At 31.6% G+C, this 18,130-nt stretch carries 14 protein-coding genes; 11 read left to right on the top strand and 3 right to left on the bottom strand.

Annotation, left to right across the window (positions count from 1 at the left end; genetic code table 11):
* Positions 1-1,278, top strand: a 1,278-nt coding sequence (locus tag RWS90_RS06185; RefSeq protein WP_314549629.1) for a DUF1542 domain-containing protein, incomplete at its 5' end; no start/stop codon positions are given.
* A gap of 170 nt (positions 1,279-1,448) precedes the next feature.
* On the opposite strand, the gene RWS90_RS06180 is transcribed toward RWS90_RS06185, so the two are convergent.
* Positions 1,449-2,519 carry an SH3 domain-containing protein gene (locus RWS90_RS06180; RefSeq protein ID WP_314549626.1) on the bottom strand — a complete coding sequence of 357 codons (1,071 nt, stop codon included), beginning with the start codon at positions 2,517-2,519 and terminating at the stop codon, positions 1,449-1,451.
* Between the two features lie 26 nt (positions 2,520-2,545).
* Positions 2,546-3,313, bottom strand: coding sequence for a D-alanyl-D-alanine carboxypeptidase family protein (locus RWS90_RS06175; RefSeq protein ID WP_314549623.1), 768 nt, complete (start codon positions 3,311-3,313; stop codon positions 2,546-2,548).
* Positions 3,314-3,785: 472 nt separating this feature from the next.
* Between RWS90_RS06175 and RWS90_RS06170 the strand changes: the two genes are divergently transcribed.
* The 9 genes from RWS90_RS06170 to RWS90_RS06130 all read left to right on the top strand — a co-directional run bounded on the left by RWS90_RS06170 (position 3,786) and on the right by RWS90_RS06130 (position 14,561).
* Entirely contained in the window at positions 3,786-4,787 is a 1,002-nt protein-coding gene (locus RWS90_RS06170; protein WP_314549621.1) for a DUF2232 domain-containing protein, read from the top strand.
* A 2-nt stretch (positions 4,788-4,789) separates the two neighbouring features.
* Positions 4,790-6,736, top strand: coding sequence for a DHH family phosphoesterase (locus RWS90_RS06165; protein WP_314549619.1), 1,947 nt, complete (start codon positions 4,790-4,792; stop codon positions 6,734-6,736).
* Positions 6,737-6,768: 32 nt separating this feature from the next.
* Complete coding sequence (gene rplI, locus RWS90_RS06160; protein WP_314549618.1) at positions 6,769-7,212, top strand: 50S ribosomal protein L9; 444 nt, start codon at positions 6,769-6,771, stop codon at positions 7,210-7,212.
* 22 nt (positions 7,213-7,234) lie between these two features.
* Complete coding sequence (gene dnaB, locus RWS90_RS06155) at positions 7,235-8,596, top strand: replicative DNA helicase (RefSeq protein ID WP_314549616.1); 1,362 nt, start codon at positions 7,235-7,237, stop codon at positions 8,594-8,596.
* A gap of 11 nt (positions 8,597-8,607) precedes the next feature.
* On the top strand, positions 8,608-9,915 hold the full coding sequence (locus tag RWS90_RS06150) for a DUF4767 domain-containing protein (protein WP_314549614.1): 1,308 nt from the start codon (positions 8,608-8,610) through the stop codon (positions 9,913-9,915).
* Positions 9,916-9,999: 84 nt separating this feature from the next.
* Positions 10,000-10,977 carry a signal peptide peptidase SppA gene (gene sppA, locus RWS90_RS06145; RefSeq protein WP_314549611.1) on the top strand — a complete coding sequence of 326 codons (978 nt, stop codon included), beginning with the start codon at positions 10,000-10,002 and terminating at the stop codon, positions 10,975-10,977.
* Between the two features lie 12 nt (positions 10,978-10,989).
* Positions 10,990-11,652, top strand: coding sequence for an RDD family protein (locus RWS90_RS06140; protein ID WP_314549610.1), 663 nt, complete (start codon positions 10,990-10,992; stop codon positions 11,650-11,652).
* Between the two features lie 229 nt (positions 11,653-11,881).
* Positions 11,882-14,335: a heavy metal translocating P-type ATPase gene (locus RWS90_RS06135; protein WP_314549608.1), complete on the top strand. Its 2,454-nt coding sequence runs from the start codon at positions 11,882-11,884 to the stop codon at positions 14,333-14,335.
* Between the two features lie 31 nt (positions 14,336-14,366).
* Positions 14,367-14,561, top strand: coding sequence for a heavy metal-associated domain-containing protein (locus RWS90_RS06130; protein WP_314549606.1), 195 nt, complete (start codon positions 14,367-14,369; stop codon positions 14,559-14,561).
* A 120-nt stretch (positions 14,562-14,681) separates the two neighbouring features.
* On the opposite strand, the gene RWS90_RS06125 is transcribed toward RWS90_RS06130, so the two are convergent.
* Positions 14,682-15,518, bottom strand: coding sequence for a DegV family protein (locus tag RWS90_RS06125; protein ID WP_314549604.1), 837 nt, complete (start codon positions 15,516-15,518; stop codon positions 14,682-14,684).
* Between the two features lie 364 nt (positions 15,519-15,882).
* Here RWS90_RS06125 and RWS90_RS06120 point away from each other — a divergent pair, with 364 nt between their 5' ends.
* Positions 15,883-17,640 carry a 1-deoxy-D-xylulose-5-phosphate synthase gene (locus tag RWS90_RS06120; protein WP_314549602.1) on the top strand — a complete coding sequence of 586 codons (1,758 nt, stop codon included), beginning with the start codon at positions 15,883-15,885 and terminating at the stop codon, positions 17,638-17,640.
* The last annotated feature ends 490 nt before the right edge of the window (positions 17,641-18,130 follow it).

Raw genomic sequence — 18,130 nt, 5'->3', positions numbered from 1 at the left:
AAAGATGCCGCAATTGAAGGTAATGCGAATATCACAGACAAAGCAGCAGCTAAAGCACCAATAGCAACAGCAGCAGATGCAGCCAAAACAGAGATTAACAAAGATACAACAAACACAGCAGCTTTAGTAACAACAGAAAAAGAAAAAGGAATCCTAGCTTTATACAAAGTTGAAGCAAGAATAGAAATAGACGCAGCATTAGCAGCCAAAAACAAAAAAGTAGATATCAATAATGACTTAACAACAGAAGAAAAAGCAGAAGTTAAGAAACAAACGCAAAAAGAAGCGACAGATGCAATAGCGAATACTAATGAAGCGACAACAAACGTAACTGTAACAACAGCAAAAGATAACGGTATTAAAGCGATAAATGCAGTAGCATTACCAACGAAAACTGTAAAATCAGAGGCTATCTCTGAAATAAATAAAGCATTAGCGGCTAAAAACAAAACTGTAGATGCCAACAATAACTTAACAACAGAAGAAAAATCAGAAGTTAATAAACAAACGCAAAAAGAAGCGACAGATGCAATAGCAAATATCAACAAAGCAACAACAAGTGTAGATGTAACAACAGCAAAAGACAACGGCATTAAAGCGATAAATGCAGTATCATTCCCAACAAAAACTGTAAAATCAAACGCTATTGAAGAAGTGAAAAAAGCTTTAGATACTAAGGTTAAGTCTATAGAATCAAGCAAAGAATTTATAGATAACGATAAAGGCATCCTTAAAGACAAAGCTGAAAAAGCAGCGATGACTGCTATTGTAAAAATAAAAACAGCAACAACAAATGCAGCTGTAGAAACAGCAAAAACTGAAGGAATAGAAAGAATTAACTCTGTAGAAGCGAGATTGGCTGTTAAGTTGGAAATTCCAGAGCTTATCATCACAAAATGGCAAGATGAAGCAGGAAATGACTTACGCCCAGCAGATGCTAAAGCACCTTCTGAATTAGGTGAAGCTAACGAAGCATTAGCACATGGTGAAATTCCGGGATATGAATATGTTGTAACGAAAACTGATAAAGAAAATGTAGTTGTGACACACATTTTCAGAAAACTTCCTAAAAAAGATCGTACATTCCCAGAGAAACCAAAAACTTCTAATCCAAATAAAGCTGATGAAAGCCAATCATCAGCAAAAGAAAATGTTAGTATGAAATCGAACTTACCAAATACAGGTGTAACAGGGACTAATAGTGGATTAGCAGGTTTAGGACTAGCTGTGTTCGGTGGATTATTGACAGTAGCAAGACAACGCAGAAGAAATAAATAATAATGAAGGTTGCTGGTTAAATGGTTAAAGTTCATTAAAGAAGATCTTTAGCAAAAGTACAAAAAGAAACGACTCGAAAAATGATTTCTTAGAAGGTAATAGCCTCCAAAATTTGTCCAAATTTTGGAGGCTATTACTGAAATCAAAATTTCGAGTCGCTTTTTTATTTTTTATCCAAGTAAATCTGCTCTTATCCAACCATCACGGCTACCATAAGAAACATAAGCCCAAGCTTCTCCATCTGAGTTTACTTCAATATAGTGTTGATATACAGAACTTCCAACTTTGATTGAAGTGATGACATTACTTGAATCGTTTGAAGAACTTCTTAAGTTTACACCTGCAGAAGGTTTAACGTAGACAGTACGTTCGTCGCTGCGGCGTTTAGATGAATCAGAAGAACTTTCTTTTACAATTATAGTTTCTTTTTCTTTAGCTTTTTCATTTAATCCATTAACAGTGAATGTACGTTTGAATTCTCCTGTTGTTTTTAGTTTTAGTTTGTTTAATGTATTTTTGTTTAGTGTTATAGTAACTTCGACTTTATCTCCGTTTTTCAGATTACTTTGTTTATCGAATGAAATATCTGGATTTGACAATAAGTTAGAGATTGCAGCGTTTGTTTCAGCAACTTCGGGAACTTTTTTGATGTCAACTTCAGGTTTTCCTTCACCTTGAGTACCGTATGTAACAAAATTTACTTCGTATGCTGATAAGTCAACAACATTATCTTTTTTCAAGAATTTAGTATATCCAAAGTAAAGTCCAGCTACTAGCACAACGAAAGTAATAATCGCTGTTAATACAACAGGAAGAATGCTTTTTTTCTTCTTCTCTTTAGGTTCTTCCATATATATAGGAGGAACGTTATAATTTTGTTGATTATTGTAGTTTGGTTGGTTGTTATGGTTAGACGTTTGATTATAGTTTTGGTATTGTTGATTTTGATATTGAGTATTTTGATACTGGTGATCATATCCTTGTTCATTATATTGTGTATTATCGAAGTTTTGATCATACCCTTGTTCATTATATTGTGTATTATCGAAGTTTTGATCATATCCTTGTTCATTATATTGTGTATTATCGAAGTTTTGATCATATCCTTGTTCATTATATTGTGTATTATCGAAGTTTTGATCGTACCCTTGATTGCCATATTGTGTATTATCAAAGTTTTGATTATTGTAGTTATTGTTGTCAAAGTTTTGATTATTTTGACCTTGATTATCTCTGTTCATTAAATTCTCCTTTTGCTAATAATATTTTAGTTTGCGTAATCTCCACCGGGAGCGTTAAGATATTCTTCTAGTGAAATGTTTCTTTCATAAATAGTTTTAGCTACGTCTTCTCCAACATAGCGGATATGCCAGCTTTCTTCCATGTAACCAGTTTTTTCAACGAACTGAGGTTTATATCTGACGATAAAGCCGTATTTATGTGCGTTTTTATCTAGCCATTCTGCGGCTTTTTTACTACTTTCACTAGTACCTTCTGCACCTAATAGTTGACCTTGGTTGTCGATAAGGTCGAATACTAGTCCTGTTTGGTGTTCGCTGTAACCAGGACGTGCCGAGAATCTATCGGCTTCTTGTTTCCCATGTGCAGCTACATAGTTGTTGTAAAGTCCAGCTTGAGTGCTGTATGCTCTAAAACCAGATACTTGGTTAGAAACATTTAATCCTAGAGACTGCGCATCGCTAATAAGTTTATTCAGTTTTTGGCGTGCAGTAGGATCTTCCCCAGGGTTGTAATTGGCAGGAAGAGGATGTTTTTTGTTGGCTAGCACAATGCCATTAATAATCGTTGGCTGAGTAATTGTTTCAGGAGTTTTTCCATTGGTAGATGGAGTATTTTCGTTATTGTTATCAGATTTTCCATTTTCTTTAGTATTAGAAGATTTTTTATTATCTTTTTGATTAGTAGTATTAGGAGTTGTTGAGTTATCATCTTTAGTTAAATAATAATATCCACCTAACGCTAATGTTAATACTACTAATGAGACTGTAACAATAGTAATAATATATTTTTTCATAATAATATTCCTTTCTATAAATTTAATAAGTGGGGATGGCTCAAAAATCGTGATTTCGGAGAAATCTATTTTACCGATTCTCTTCGCAAAGTTTATTTAGGCATCAATAAATCGCTGCGTCTATAAGTTCTTATATAAACTTTTTTAAAATTAAGAATTTTTGGGTCAGCCCTAATAGTAATAAATATAAAGTCAATTGTATCCTCTACTAAATATGATAAGTTGAATAAAGGATTTTGTCAATTATAAACAGATTTTTGATTAGAAAACTTATAAAAAATACTAATTTTTAAAGTTTATTTTGAATTGAATTTTTGGGTGATTTAATCTGGAGAGTGGATGTAGAATATAGGAGAGATTTGTTTTTTATTTTTCTTTAAAAAAACGTTGAAATTTGGTATAATAATAAAGATACCTATATAGTTATAATTGCTATGAAGAGGTATTATTAAAATATAAAAGGAGTGTTACTTTGGATAATAACATTTCAGAACTGTTGAGTAAAGAAATTGAAGAATTAATGAAGAGCAAATTTTTCTTTAGAGTGCCTAGTAATATTAAAGTATTGGCTTATTCGGTAAGTTATTTATTTTTAATATTATTAGGAGTATTCCTGAATATTGAAGTTGTGACGGCGTTTCTTTCTGTTTTTCCGCTCACATATGCGTTGGGTGCGAGAGGTTTGAAATATTATATTTCATTAATTATTTCAGGAGGGATAATATTAGTGTTATTTGCTTCTCCTAATATGATAGTTTGGTTTGGAATACACATGGTAATAGCTTATATAGTTTACAAGACAATATATGTCAGAGGGTCAAAAATATTCTTAGTAGTTGCAGTTAGTGCTTTGATATTTTTAACCGTGTCGTTATATATTTTTTTATCAATAAAAATGGGGCATATAACAATTGATAGTAAGCAGATATTAGATTTTATTAATTCTTATGTGAATTCTATGTCGGAAATGAATCAAAGTGTAGATAAGAATATGGTACTAGAAAGTTTTTCTAATCTTCAAAAATCATTTCCTGTAACATTGTTTGTAGTGATATTTGTCTATGGTCTTGTGTTAGTTCAATATACTCTAACGTTATTGGGGAGAGAATATGTAATCATACCAGTATTTCCGAAATTTAGTAGAATAATGTTAAGCCCTAGAAGTGGATATATATATATTAGTATTACATTGTTAACTTTTTTTGTTGAAATGGGAACAGAAAGTAACACTTATAGTTTTTGGAATATCTTATTTCAAAATTTGACGGGTCTATTATCGCTGGTGTTTATTTTAAATGGCTTATTTACAGCATTTTTCTTTATAGAACAAAAATCTAATTCGAAGATACCTATTGGGAAACCTGTTGTATTTGCTTTGATGTTTATTTTTAGTCCTATTTTTGAATTGTTGGGATTTGTTGATAGTATATTTAAATTAAGAGAAGGATATATTGTTATGAGGAAGGGGAGATAAGTATGAATGACAAGAAAAAATATGAATTAATTATTTTTACTATTTTTCTAATCGGAGCAATTATGAGCGGTATATTTAATGTATATAGTCTAGTAATTTATCTGTTGATGGGCTTACTTATTTTCGTTCTTTATAATAAACAAAAGAAAAAAGCTAGCGAGCAAATGGAGAGATATATCAGTAAACTGACTAATAGAATTAAAGATTCTTCAGAAAAAGGTATAAATAAGTTTCCGATAGGTATAGTCGTAATCGATGAAGATAAAAATATTGAATGGGCTAATAACTTTATTTATAAAAATATCAAAGTTGAAGAAATAAAAGGTTTAAATATTTTAGAACTTATGCCTGAAATTGAAGATTTATTTAATTTGGAGAGGCCGATAGATAATCAGTTTGAAATTTTTGGTAAGCATTTTAAGGTAAATTATCAAAAAGATAGTGGATATGTATACTTCTTCGATATTACAGAAAGTAAAGTAGTAATGCAAAGGTTTAGAGATACGAGGCCTATAATTCTTAATCTGAGCCTTGATAACTATGAAGATGTATATGATTCTTTAGATGATGAAGTAGCAAGTAGACTGGATGCTACTATTGTTGTTACTTTAACGGACTGGGCTAAGAAAAATAGTATTTATCTTAAAAGAATTGATGAAGATAGATTTATCGGACTGTTAAATGTAAAAGATTTAAAGAAAATAGAAAAAGATAAATTCCAAATTTTGGATACTATTAGAAGTTTGAAAGAAGATTTTGGTGCACCGATTACACTAAGTATAGGAGTGGGGATGGGTACGGATTTCTTACCAGAGCTAGGTGAATTAGCTAAAAGCTCACTAGACTTAGCTTTAGGGCGTGGTGGAGATCAGGTTGCTATGAAAGATGTTGATGGTACAATAAGATTTTATGGTGGTAAAACTAATCCACAGGAAAAACGTACTAGAATTAAGGCACGTGTTGTCTCTAATGCGTTAGCTGACATAGTAAGTGACAGTGATAAGATAATTGTAATGGGGCATAGACGTCCTGATTTTGATGCTATTGGGGCTTGCGTTGGTATTTATACTTTTGCTAAATTTTTAAATAAAGAGTGTTATATTATCTTAAATGATAGTGATCGAGACGAAACTATTCAAAAAGTAATGTTTGAGATTGATAATTTAGATGAACAGTTATCAAGAGTATTTGTAGATAGTGATGAGGCGTGGGAGCTTATGACCCCGCAAACGACATTAATAGTTGTAGATACATCAGATGCGTCGCGTGTTTTGGATGCTGCGATTTTATCTAAGGCTAATAGAAAAGTTGTTATTGACCATCACAGACGTGGGGAAGATATAATTACTAATCCATTACTGACGTATATAGAACCTTACGCTTCATCGGCATCGGAATTAATCGCAGAATTAATAGAGTACCAAACTAAGATAGAGAAAATCTCACCTATTGCGGCAACGATTATGCTTGGGGGGATAGTAGTTGATACTCAAAACTTTTCGATAAGAACGGGATCTAGAACGTTTGATGCGGCAGCATATCTAAGAAGTAATGGTGCTGACCCGACAAAAGTTAAAACAATTTTAAAAGAACCGTTTGAAAACTTTATGAATAGGGTAGAAATCATTAATAATTCTATTCAGAAATCACCAGAAATTATTATGGCAAAAGCCCCTGAAAATAAATATTACACTAATGTCATGTTGGCCCAAAGTGCGGATTTACTGCTTACTTTAAAAGGTATTGAATGTAGTTTTGCTATAGGATATTTAGATGAAGGTAAAGTGGGTATTTCGTCAAGGTCGTTAGGTAATATAAATGTTCAGTTGATTATGGAAGAACTTGGTGGTGGTGGTCATCTTGCTAATGCGGCAACGCAAATAGAGGGAATCAACTTGGATGAGGCGCTTGAACGATTGAATGATGCTATTGATAAGGTACTAGGATAATAAAACAAAATAGATTAAAAGGAGAAATTGTAATGAAAGTTATATTTTTAGAAGATGTAAAAGGAAAAGGTAAAAAAGGAGATGTTAAGGAAATTGCTGATGGATATGCAAAATTCTTAATAACTAACAAGAAAGCTGTAGCAGCTACAAATGCGAATATGGCGACACTTAAAGGACAACAAAAACGTGTTGAAAAAGATAAACAAGAAGAATTAGTACAAGCTAACTTACTTGCTAAACAATTAGAAGGATTAGAAGTGAAAATTAAAGTTAAAGCTGGTGAAGGTGGAAGATTATTCGGATCAGTGTCTTCTAAGCAAATTGTAGAAGAACTTAAAAAACAACATAACCTAAAAGTTGATAAGAAAAAAATTGATTTGCCACAAGGTATTCAATCTTTAGGTTATACGAATGTAAAAATTAAATTATACAATCAAGTAGAGGGAACTATTAAAGTTCATGTAGTGGAACAATAGTATATATAATGTAGGTGATAATATGAAATATCATATAGATTCTGTCATAATGGCAGAGCAGTCGTTACTAGGGGCTCTAATGCAGGAGCCAGAGAAATTAGTAGAAGTAAAAGCAACGGTAGACCCAGAAGACTTTTATGATGAACGAAATAAAGATATTTATAGTGCTATTTTACGTTTAGATGAAATGGAAATAATACCTGACACCACTACGATTTTTGAAGAAATAAATAATAGTGGGGCATTCAGAACTGTGGATGCCTCATTATATATAGTGGATTTATATGATGTTACTCCAAGTTCTAGAAATATTATGCATTATGCGAATTTGGTTAAAAGATATTCAATTTACAGAGAAATTCGCTTAGCACTTTTAAATAGTACTGAGGAAATGAATCAAGGGAATGCCGACATAGATTCATTAACTTCAACTTTGTTCGATCAAGTAGAACGTGCCATGGAGCGTGCTAAAAATTCTCAGTTTAAAAATATGAAAGATGTTACGGAAGAAGTTTTTAAAGAGATATTAGCGCGTATGGCAGGGGAAGGTCAAAATGTAGCTATTCCAACTGGTTATGCAGCATTGGATAGAATAGTGGGATTTGGTAAGGGAGATTTGATTATTCTTGCGGCTCGTCCTGCAATGGGGAAAACAGCTTTTGCTCTAAATATCGCACTTAATATTGCAGGGAAAAATCCTCGTTCTGAAGAAGAAAAGAGAACAGTTGCGTTATTTTCTTTAGAGATGGGTGCTGATCAACTTGTATCTAGGATGATTTGTAGTGAGGGAATGATAGATTCTGAAAAGATTAAAAAAGGTAATCTTGATAATGATGATCTCATGAAACTAGAGACAGCAGTTCATTTCTTAAATCAAAAAAATGTTTTTATTGAAGATAGTGCATTTATTAAAGTTAATGAAGTAAAAGCAAAATGTAAGTTATTAAAAGCTGAACACGGTTTAGACTTAGTTGTGATTGATTATCTTCAACTTCTTCAAGGTAGTAAGAGAACTGACAATAGACAACAAGAGGTGTCTGAAGTATCTCGTAGTTTAAAACAAATGGCAAGGGAACTGGAATGTCCTGTAATTGCCTTATCTCAGTTATCTCGTAGTGTTGAATCTAGACAGGATAAACGACCTATGATGAGTGACCTTAGAGAATCTGGAAGTATTGAGCAAGATGCTGATATAGTTTCATTTTTATATCGAGGAGATTACTATAGAAGTGAAGATGCCGATGAAAAAGAAGTTCAAGAAGCTAGCGATGTATCAACAATAGAAGTGATTATAGCTAAGAATAGGCATGGACAAACTGGTACGGCAGAGCTTGCATTTATGAAACGATATAACAAGTTCGTGTCGAAAAGTTATAGTGAATAGGAGAGGAAGTTATGAATAATAAAGGTAATGATTCGCAAAATAATCAACCTAATAATGTAAATGGCTATTATGATCAAAATGGTAATTACATACAAGGCGGTTACTATGATGAAAATGGTAACTTTATACAAAATAGATATTACGATCAGAGCGGTAATTTTGTTCCTGATGGTTATTACAATCAAAGTGGCAACTTTGTTTCGGAGAATACCTATTATTCAGATGATGGTTTAACGCCAACAGGTTACTATGATCAACATGGATTCTTTATTATTACCGGTTATTATGATAAAGATGGAAATTATGTGGAAGATAATCGCTACTTAAGTAATAATGTAGTTGGTAATCAATTTGGGAATTCTCCGCAGTATGATAACCAAAATAATAATTTCCAAGGAAATAATTATAATAATACTGATAACAATATTAGGAATAATGAAAATGTTGTCGAAAAAGAACTTAAAAACAAGAAATCTAAATTTGGATTTATAGTTGCATTACTTTTAGTATGTGTTGTAGCTGTAGGAGTTTATTACTTTAAATTTCACAAGAAAGATGACAAAGTAATTCATCTTGATAAATACAAGGTTGAATTAGTTGCTTATGGAGCTAATAGACAAGGGAAGGTTGATGTTAACATCACGGAGATTCCAGAAATCAAAGATGCTGATGAAAATATTAGGAAGTTTCTTAGAGAACCGGATATTAAATATTCTCCTAAGGAAAACTTGGAAAATGGAAGTAAGGTTGATATAGAGATAACTCTTAATAAGGAAGAAGCCGAGAAGAAAGGTCTAAAACTTAGCGGAAGCTTTAAGCGAACATTGACGGTAACTGGTTTATCGGATGAAAATAGTTCGAAAAAAGAAGATAAAAAATCTACAGGTACATCATATTGGAATAAAAATAAAGGAGAGAAATTATACCAATTTGTAAAAGGTTGGGAAAAATCTCTGAACCAAAATTATAAAGAGTACACACTTGATAATAAGGTTAATTATTATGGTTTAAATCTTCCTGGAGAAACAGAAAAAGTAGGAAAATCTCGTTTAGTACTTGAGGGTGATAAGTTAATTAACATGAGATGGTCGCCTGAAGGAAGGTACAAAGATGTATATAATGTAGTTGCGGTTTATTCTGATATTGAGAATGTTTCAATACCAATTGCTCGCTTATATTACTTTGTAATATTTAATGGTGAACCGATTGTATTGGTAACTCAACAAAATCAAGGCAATGATAAGAACTATCTGTACTTCAAGAAAACAGCGAACATTTATCTACAAGAAGGGTTTGAAAAAATAGTAAAAGAGGAATAAATGAAGCTAGGGGCAGATAGCGAAATAGCTATTTGTCGCTGGCTTTTTACAAAAATATTATAATAAAGTTTAGGAGGAAAAAATATGAATTTTAAAAATAAAAGATTGATATCAACAATTATTGTTATAGTCTTAGTAATATTTTCGTTAATTAAAGGAACTATTACATCAAGCAATAATAGTAAAAAAGATGATGCAGAATTAAATGGATATTTAATGGAATTTTTACAAGAGCAAAGTGTTACTAAGTTAACTTTAAGAAAAGGTGATAGTAATGAAGTGATTCAAAAAATTTCTATCGATGGTGAAATTAATTCAGAAATGACGAATACTTATTCAAGGGGTTCTGTTTTAAACCAAATTAAAGAAGCAAAGGGTAATCCAAATGTAAAAGCAATATTATTATCTGTAAATTCACCAGGTGGTGGTGTTTATGAGACTGCTGAGCTGTATAATGCCCTTAAAAACAGTGGCAAAGATGTTTATGTTTCTATGAAAAAAATGGCTGCATCAGGAGGGTATTATGTGTCTACACCAGCTAAGAAAATCTTCGTAAATACTGAGACAACTACTGGATCTTTAGGTGTGATAATGAGTTATGTTTCTGCACAAAAATTCTTAAATGATCATGGAATTAAACAAGAAACTGTTCGTTCTGGAGAGCAAAAAGCAGTAGGAGGATTCGCAGAGGATTTACCAGAGTCTACTAGAAAAATTCTGCAAGAACAAAATAAAGAAGCATACGAACGATTCGTTAAAGCTATAGCAGAAGGTAGACACCTAAGTGAAGATGAAGTTAAGAAACTTGCTGACGGTAGAACTTACACTGGTACTCAAGCAGTAGCGAACAAATTAGCTGATAAAGTAGGTACTGAAGATGAGCTTATTGATTTAATAAAAGAAGAAAAAGGACTGTCTAATCCAACTGTAATTGAGTTGAGAGCTGATAAAACTGCAGAAAGTTTAATTTCTAGATTTGTTAAAGCGACTACGAAAAGTTTTATCTCTGAATTGAATAGTGAAGTGAATTCAAATAAAGTTGAGCGTAGCTACTTAGGATAAGGAGGTTTTTATATGAATAATGATTTAAATAATAAAATACCTTCCGATAATACTCATTCTGATGAAGTTTCAGAGATAATTTCGGATGAGGTTGTCGAAAATATAGAATTTACTGAAGAAAAAGTAGCTGCTAAAGAAGTAGAAGAGAAAGTTGATATAAAAGAAAAAGATCTTACATTACCAACATCAATAGAAGATTATATGATTCTTTCAAAGAATTTCTATGCAGGTTTTTGGACTAGATTCATAGCTTATGTGTTGGATATGATAGTTGTATACTCGCTGGCTAGCTTGCTAAATACTGTAAGTTTTGGGTTATTAAACAGACAATTTGATTTTCCAATTTTAGGAGAAGAATCTTTAAGTTATGTAATTGTTATGTTTACATACTTTATCTCGATGACTTACTTCTTTTCACAAACTTTAGGTAAGATGATTATGAAGATAAAAGTAGAAACTAACAAAGGTGATAAGTTAGGTCTTATGGATGTAGTTTACCGTGAACTAGTTGGTAGACTATTAACGATATTTTTAGTGTATATTCCGTATCTAGCTGTTGTTTTTACTAATAAGAAAAAAGGACTTCATGACTATATTGCTGACACTGTAGTAGTCAAAGAAGATTTTTCTAAACTTCGTCGTCAGATGAATGAAAAATTAGAAAGTAAAAATTAAATAATATTGTAAGGGGTGACTCAAAAATCATGATTTTATAGAAATTGATTTTGTCGAGTTATCCCCTTTTAAACGCTCTATGATAGCTTTCACTATATATCATAATGATAGCTGTTATTGATTATTTAAAATATTGTTGACAATAATTTTAGATGGTAGTATACTTAATTTATAAAAAAAGACTACAAATGTAGACGAAAAATATTTAAGAGATAGGTGTGATTAATATATGGTAACAAATGAAACATATTTAATTGAAGGGATGAGCTGTGCTTCTTGTGCAGCGCATATTGAAGAGAGTTTAAAACAAGTTGATAATTTATCAGATATCAATGTAAACTTTGCAACAAGTAAACTTACTCTTTCTAGAGGAGAAGGAATAGATAGAACAGAAGTAGAAAAGATTGTAGAAAAATCGGGGTATAAGCTTACTTATGTTTCTAGTATTGAAGAGAGAACTTTCATATTAGAAGGAATGAGTTGTGCAACGTGTGCGAAAAATATAGAAGATACGATTTCATCTTTAGATGGAACAGAAAAAGCCATTGTAAATTTCGCTACTGAGAAGATGGTAGTAAAATTCGACAAAGAAAAATTAAGTGTAGCTGAGATTGAGAGAAAAGTAGAAGAAGCGGGTTATAAAGCGAAATTAGAAATAGATAATTCGGTTGATAATCAAGCTGAAAAAAAACAACAAGAAATTGATGGTATTTGGAAAAGATTTATTTATTCAGCTATATTTACAGTGCCTGTGTTGTATATAGCGATGGCTGAGATGGTAGGATTACCTATGTTGGAAAGTTTAAGCCCAGTGGGAAATCCAAAATTATTTTCAACTGTACAGTTTATTCTGGTGTTACCTGTTTTGTATTTTGGTAGAAAATTCTTTAGTGTAGGAATTAGAGCTATTCTTAGAAGAAAACCTAATATGGATTCTTTAGTAGCGTTAGGAGCAGGGGCAGCATTCTTATATAGTGTTTATTCAACGGTATTGGTATATTTAGGTGATGAACATGCAGCTATGAATTTGTACTATGAATCTGCAGCGGTAATCTTAACATTGATTACACTAGGTAAATACTTTGAAGGAGTATCGAAAAGTCGTACTACAAATGCTATTAGTAAGTTGGTTGGGTTAGTGCCAAAAACAGCTAATTTAATAAAAAATGGAGAAGAACACGTAGTAGCCGTAGATGAAATATCTACAGGCGATATACTTCTTGTTCGTCCTGGTGAAAAAGTACCTCTTGATGGAGTTGTGATTGAAGGTCGTTCGACTGTAGATGAATCGATGTTAACAGGTGAAAGTATCCCTGTAGAAAAAGACATAAATAGTAAGGTTGTTGGAGCTAGTATCAATAAAACAGGTGTTTTCAAAATGAAAGTTACTAAAGTTGGTAAAGATACTACTTTATCACAGATTATTAAACTTGTTGAAGATGCTCAAAATTCTAAAGCTCCGATCGCAAAACTTGCTGATAAAATTTCAGGAGTATTTGTTCCTATTGTTATTGTTTTAGCACTAATAGCTGGAATTTTATGGTACTTTGTTGGAGATGCATCTTGGAGTTTTTCTCTAAAAATTATTATCGCAGTGCTTGTTATTGCTTGTCCTTGTGCCTTAGGTTTAGCTACACCGACAGCTATAATGGTAGGTACAGGTAAGGGAGCTGAACACGGTATTTTAATAAAAAGTTCAGAAGCTCTGCAGTTAGCTAAAGAGGTCAATACTGTAGTATTTGATAAAACTGGAACATTAACAGAAGGTAAAATTTCAGTAACTGATATAATGACATTTAATAATTTATCTGAAGAAGTTCTCTTGCAACTTGCAGCGAGTGTAGAATATCTTTCAGAACACCCATTAGGTCTAGCTATAGTAGATGAAGCTAAAAATAAAAATTTAGAGTTGTTAGAGGTTAAAGATTTTAGTTCATTAACAGGATTAGGTATTTCATCAATAGTTGATGGAAAGTCAATATTAATCGGTAATGAAAAATTAATGTTGGAAAATAATATTGTTACAAAAGATTCAGTTGAAAAAGCAGAGAAATATGCTTCAGAAGGGAAAACACCATTGTTCATAGCTGTAGACTCTGAACTTGCTGGAATTATAGCTGTTGCTGATCAAATAAAAGCAAGTAGTTTAAAAACTGTTGAAAGATTACATAGCTTAGGGATAGAAGTAGTTATGTTAACTGGAGACAATAGGAAAACCGCTCAAGTAATTGCAGAGCAATTAACAATAGATAAAGTAGTGAGTGAAGTTTTACCAGAAGATAAAGCAAATGAAATCAAAAAACTTCAAACTCAAGGTAAAAAGGTAGCAATGGTTGGTGATGGTATTAATGATGCGCCGGCTTTAGTACAAGCTGAAGTCGGAATAGCTGTAGGAACAGGAACAGATGTAGCAATAGATGCAGCAGATATAGTATTGATGAAACCTGACTTGAATTCTGTTGTGAATGCAATAGTATTAAGTAAAAAAACTATAACAAATATTAAAGAAAATCTATTCTGGGCATTCTTCTATAATGTTATAGGTATTCCTTTTGCGATGGGAGTATTCTATATATTCGGAGGACCGTTGTTAAATCCAATGTTGGCAGGAGCTGCAATGAGTTTTAGTTCTATATCTGTAGTTCTAAATGCATTAAGATTAAAAAGAGTAAAATTAAATTAATAAAATTAATAAGAAGAAAGAAGGATAAATCATGAAAAATGAATATAGTATCGAAGGGGTAAAATGCAGAGGCTGTGTAGCAATAGTTAAAGAAAGATTATCAAAACTAGATAATGTTGATAACGTTGAAATAAATATTCAAGAAAAAACTATTGTAGTTGAAGGAGCTGCTTCAAAAGAAGATCTTCAAACTGCGTTAGTAGAAACAAATTTTAAAATAGTTTAATAAGTAAACGGGATTGATTCGTCAAATTTGATTATTTTGACATCTCGATTTGGAGTTACTTCTAATAAATAAACACCTTGGAATTAGAGTAGAAATCTAATTCTAAGGTGTTTTTGTGTTTTATTTGTCGTAACCTAAATATCCGATTGCGATTGCTTTTGGTCCAGCGTGAGATCCAATTACAGGAGAAACGATTTCTGTTTCAACTTCGATATCACCAAAAGTTTTTCTAATAGCTACCATAGCTTTATCTAACAATTCATCGGTTGTATAAAGAACAAATAAACTCTTTGGATTTTTTTCTTTTATTTCTTCACACATTTTTGAAAGAACTTTATTCATTCCTCTGTGTTTTCCGCTGACAGTAAGAAGTCCATCCTTGATGGTAATAATAGGAAGGATATTTAGTAGGTTTGATAGAACGAACTGAGCTTTAGTAAGTCTACCACCAGCATATACATATTCCATAGTTTCTACAGTTACAAGAACATTATGTTGTGCAGAAAGCTCAGTATATCTAGCTTCAATATTTTCAAAGGCTAAACTACCTTCTTCGAATTCTTTAATAATTTTTTCGATAGCTATTCCTACCATTCTTGCTATTTGAAGAGTATCGATTATCTTGATTTCAATACCATCGATAAGTTCTTTAGCCTGCACGAAAGAAGAATATGTCCCTGATAATTTTGAAGAGACGCTGAAAGCAACGATACGCTCTACACCTTGTTGTTTAAGTTCTTCATAAATGCTTAAAATTTTACCTACTGCAGGTTGGCTTGTGCTAGGTTTTTGACCGTTATGTATTCTTTTATAAAATTCGTCAGGAGTTATAGTAACGTTATCCTCAAAAATTTCATCATCAAGACGAACTTCAACAGGGATAACTGTAATTGGATTGTTGTTTGCAAAATTTTTATTAATTTGTAGTGCTGAATCGCACACAAAAGCTGTTTCCATAAATTTAACCTCATGTTTAATATTATATTCAAAATTATAGTAGCTTTACTATGTTTTTATATAATACACTAAAAATAAAATTTTTTCAACTGAAAAGTGAAATAAATAATTCACCTTTATAAATAGGGTAAGTATTTAAAGTTGAATAAAATAAGATGTTAAGGTTTTGATAATGTTGACATAAATTCAGAAAGTTACATACTTTATCTCTAATTATATTTATATTTATTGATTGAGGCATTTAATAACTATCAAAGAATGATAAAAAGTATTACTAAACCTATAATAAAAATGAATACTTAGGCTAGATTAATTTATGTTATAATGATATTAATACAAATTGATAGAAATAGGAGGGATAAATATGATTTTAGAAAATATTTCAGGACCCCAGGATCTTAAAAAATTAACAATAGAAGAATTACAAACTCTGGCCGATGAAACAAGAATGGTATTATTAGAAAAAATTAGTTCTCACGGAGGCCATAGTGGACCGAATTTAGGAATGGTAGAGATGACAGTTGCCTTACATTATGTATTCGATTCACCTGTAGATAAGATAATTTTTGATGTATCGCATCAAACTTATATTCATAAAATGCTAACAGGACGCCAAAAGGCATTTATAGACCCTAAACATTATGATGATGTTTCTGGATATACGAATCCAAAAGAAAGTGAGCATGATCTTTTTACTATTGGACATACCTCAACCTCATTATCGTTAGCAAGTGGGATTTTACATGCTAGAGATTTAAAGAATGAACAAAGTAATGTTGTAGTGATTATCGGAGATGGTGCTTTATCTGGTGGAATGGCTTATGAAGGATTGAATACAATAGCTACACTTGGAACTAATGCAATAATTATTATAAATGATAATGATCAGTCGATTGCTAAAAATCCTAAAGGTGGTATATATACTGCATTAGAAAATTTACGTAAGACTAAAGGTCAGGCGACAAATAATATTTTTAAAGCCTTAGGATATGACTATCATTATTTAGAAGATGGTAATAACTTAGCAGAGCTAATTCCATTGTTTAAAGAAGTAAAAGATATAGATCATCCAGTAGTATTACATATTTATACAGAAAAAGGGAAAGGTTTTGAACCTGCAGAACAAAATCATGAAAAATTCCATGCAGGGGGACCATTTAGCTTAGAAACAGGGGAGTATATTAAAAAAGGTATCGTGAGTCAAACATATAATAGTATCACCTCTGAATATTTAACGAAAAAATTAAATGAAGATCCACTAGCTGTCGTTATCAATGCAGGGACACCAGGGATAGTTTTTAATAGAAAACTAAGAGAACGATTGGGAAGCCAATTTGTCGATGTTGGTATTGCGGAAGAACAAGCTGTAACGATGACAACGGGATTAGCTAAAAATGGAGCAAAACCAGTGTGGGCTGTATTATCAACGTTCTTACAGAGAACATATGACCAACTTTCTCATGATATGGCATTAAATAATCAAGCGGGTGTGGTATTAGTATACAGCGCCTCGATAAATTCAATGAATGATGAAAGTCATTTAGGATTCTTTGATATTCCATTTATATCACATATACCAAACTTCGTATACTTAGCTCCTACTAATAAAGAAGAGCACTTGGCGATGTTAGAATGGGCAATTAACCAAAATGCACATCCAGTTGCTATACGTGTTCCTGTTGGAAGTGTAGTAGAAGCCGGAGAAGAAGATAAAACAGATTATTCTATTTTAAATAAAAACAAAGTAGCGAAATATGGAGAACAGGTTGTAATATTTGGAGTAGGTAATTTTTATAGCTTAGCAGAGGAAGTTTCTGAACAATTGAAATCAGAACACAATATAGAGGCAACATTAGTAAATCCAAGGTTCTTAACTGGTTTGGATAAAGAATTACTAAACTCTTTAAAAGAAAATCATAAATTGGTTGTAACTATTGAAGATGGTATAGTAGAAGGTGGATATGGTCAAACTGTAGCGAGCTATTTAGGGAATACTGAATTAAAAGTTCAAAACTACGGAATAAATAAAAAATTCTATGATAGATATAATGTAGAAGAATTAATGAAAGTAAATGGCTTAACTATAGAAAATATAGTTAAGAATATTATAGAGAGTTTGTAATGAAAGGAAAGGCATCCCTAGATTTTAGGGATGTTTTTTTAATAATTAAACCTTATGGTGTAGAAATTATGATGGAGTTGCTCCAAAAGTCCTAATATTTAACAAAGTACATATGAAAACTCATAGATGCAGTGGTTTATTGATATCTAAATTTGTTTTATGAAAGATTTTTAGATATCTAATAAGCTACTGCAATAAGTGGCTTGACAAAATCGATTTCTTCGAAATCACGATTTTTGAGCCTCTCCCTATTTTCTAGAGTATTAAAGCGTTTTTCTTTTTTGAAGAAAATAACTGTATTAATTATTTTAAATGATATTAGTATAATAAAAATAGGTGGTGAAGCAAATGGAGATTTTTAATTATGATAATAGAAGTTTGAGGCTACTAAATATATTAGAATCTAACTTTTTAGTTCAGGATCAATACTTATTGGATGTATTAAAGGTAAGTTCAAAAACTATTAGTAATGAAATAAAATCTTTAAATG

The organism is uncultured Gemella sp. (assembly GCF_963529685.1).
GTDB lineage: Bacteria > Bacillota > Bacilli > Staphylococcales > Gemellaceae > Gemella.
Note: the sequence above shows the minus strand (reverse complement) of the source record. Positions and strands in the feature narration are given on the sequence as shown.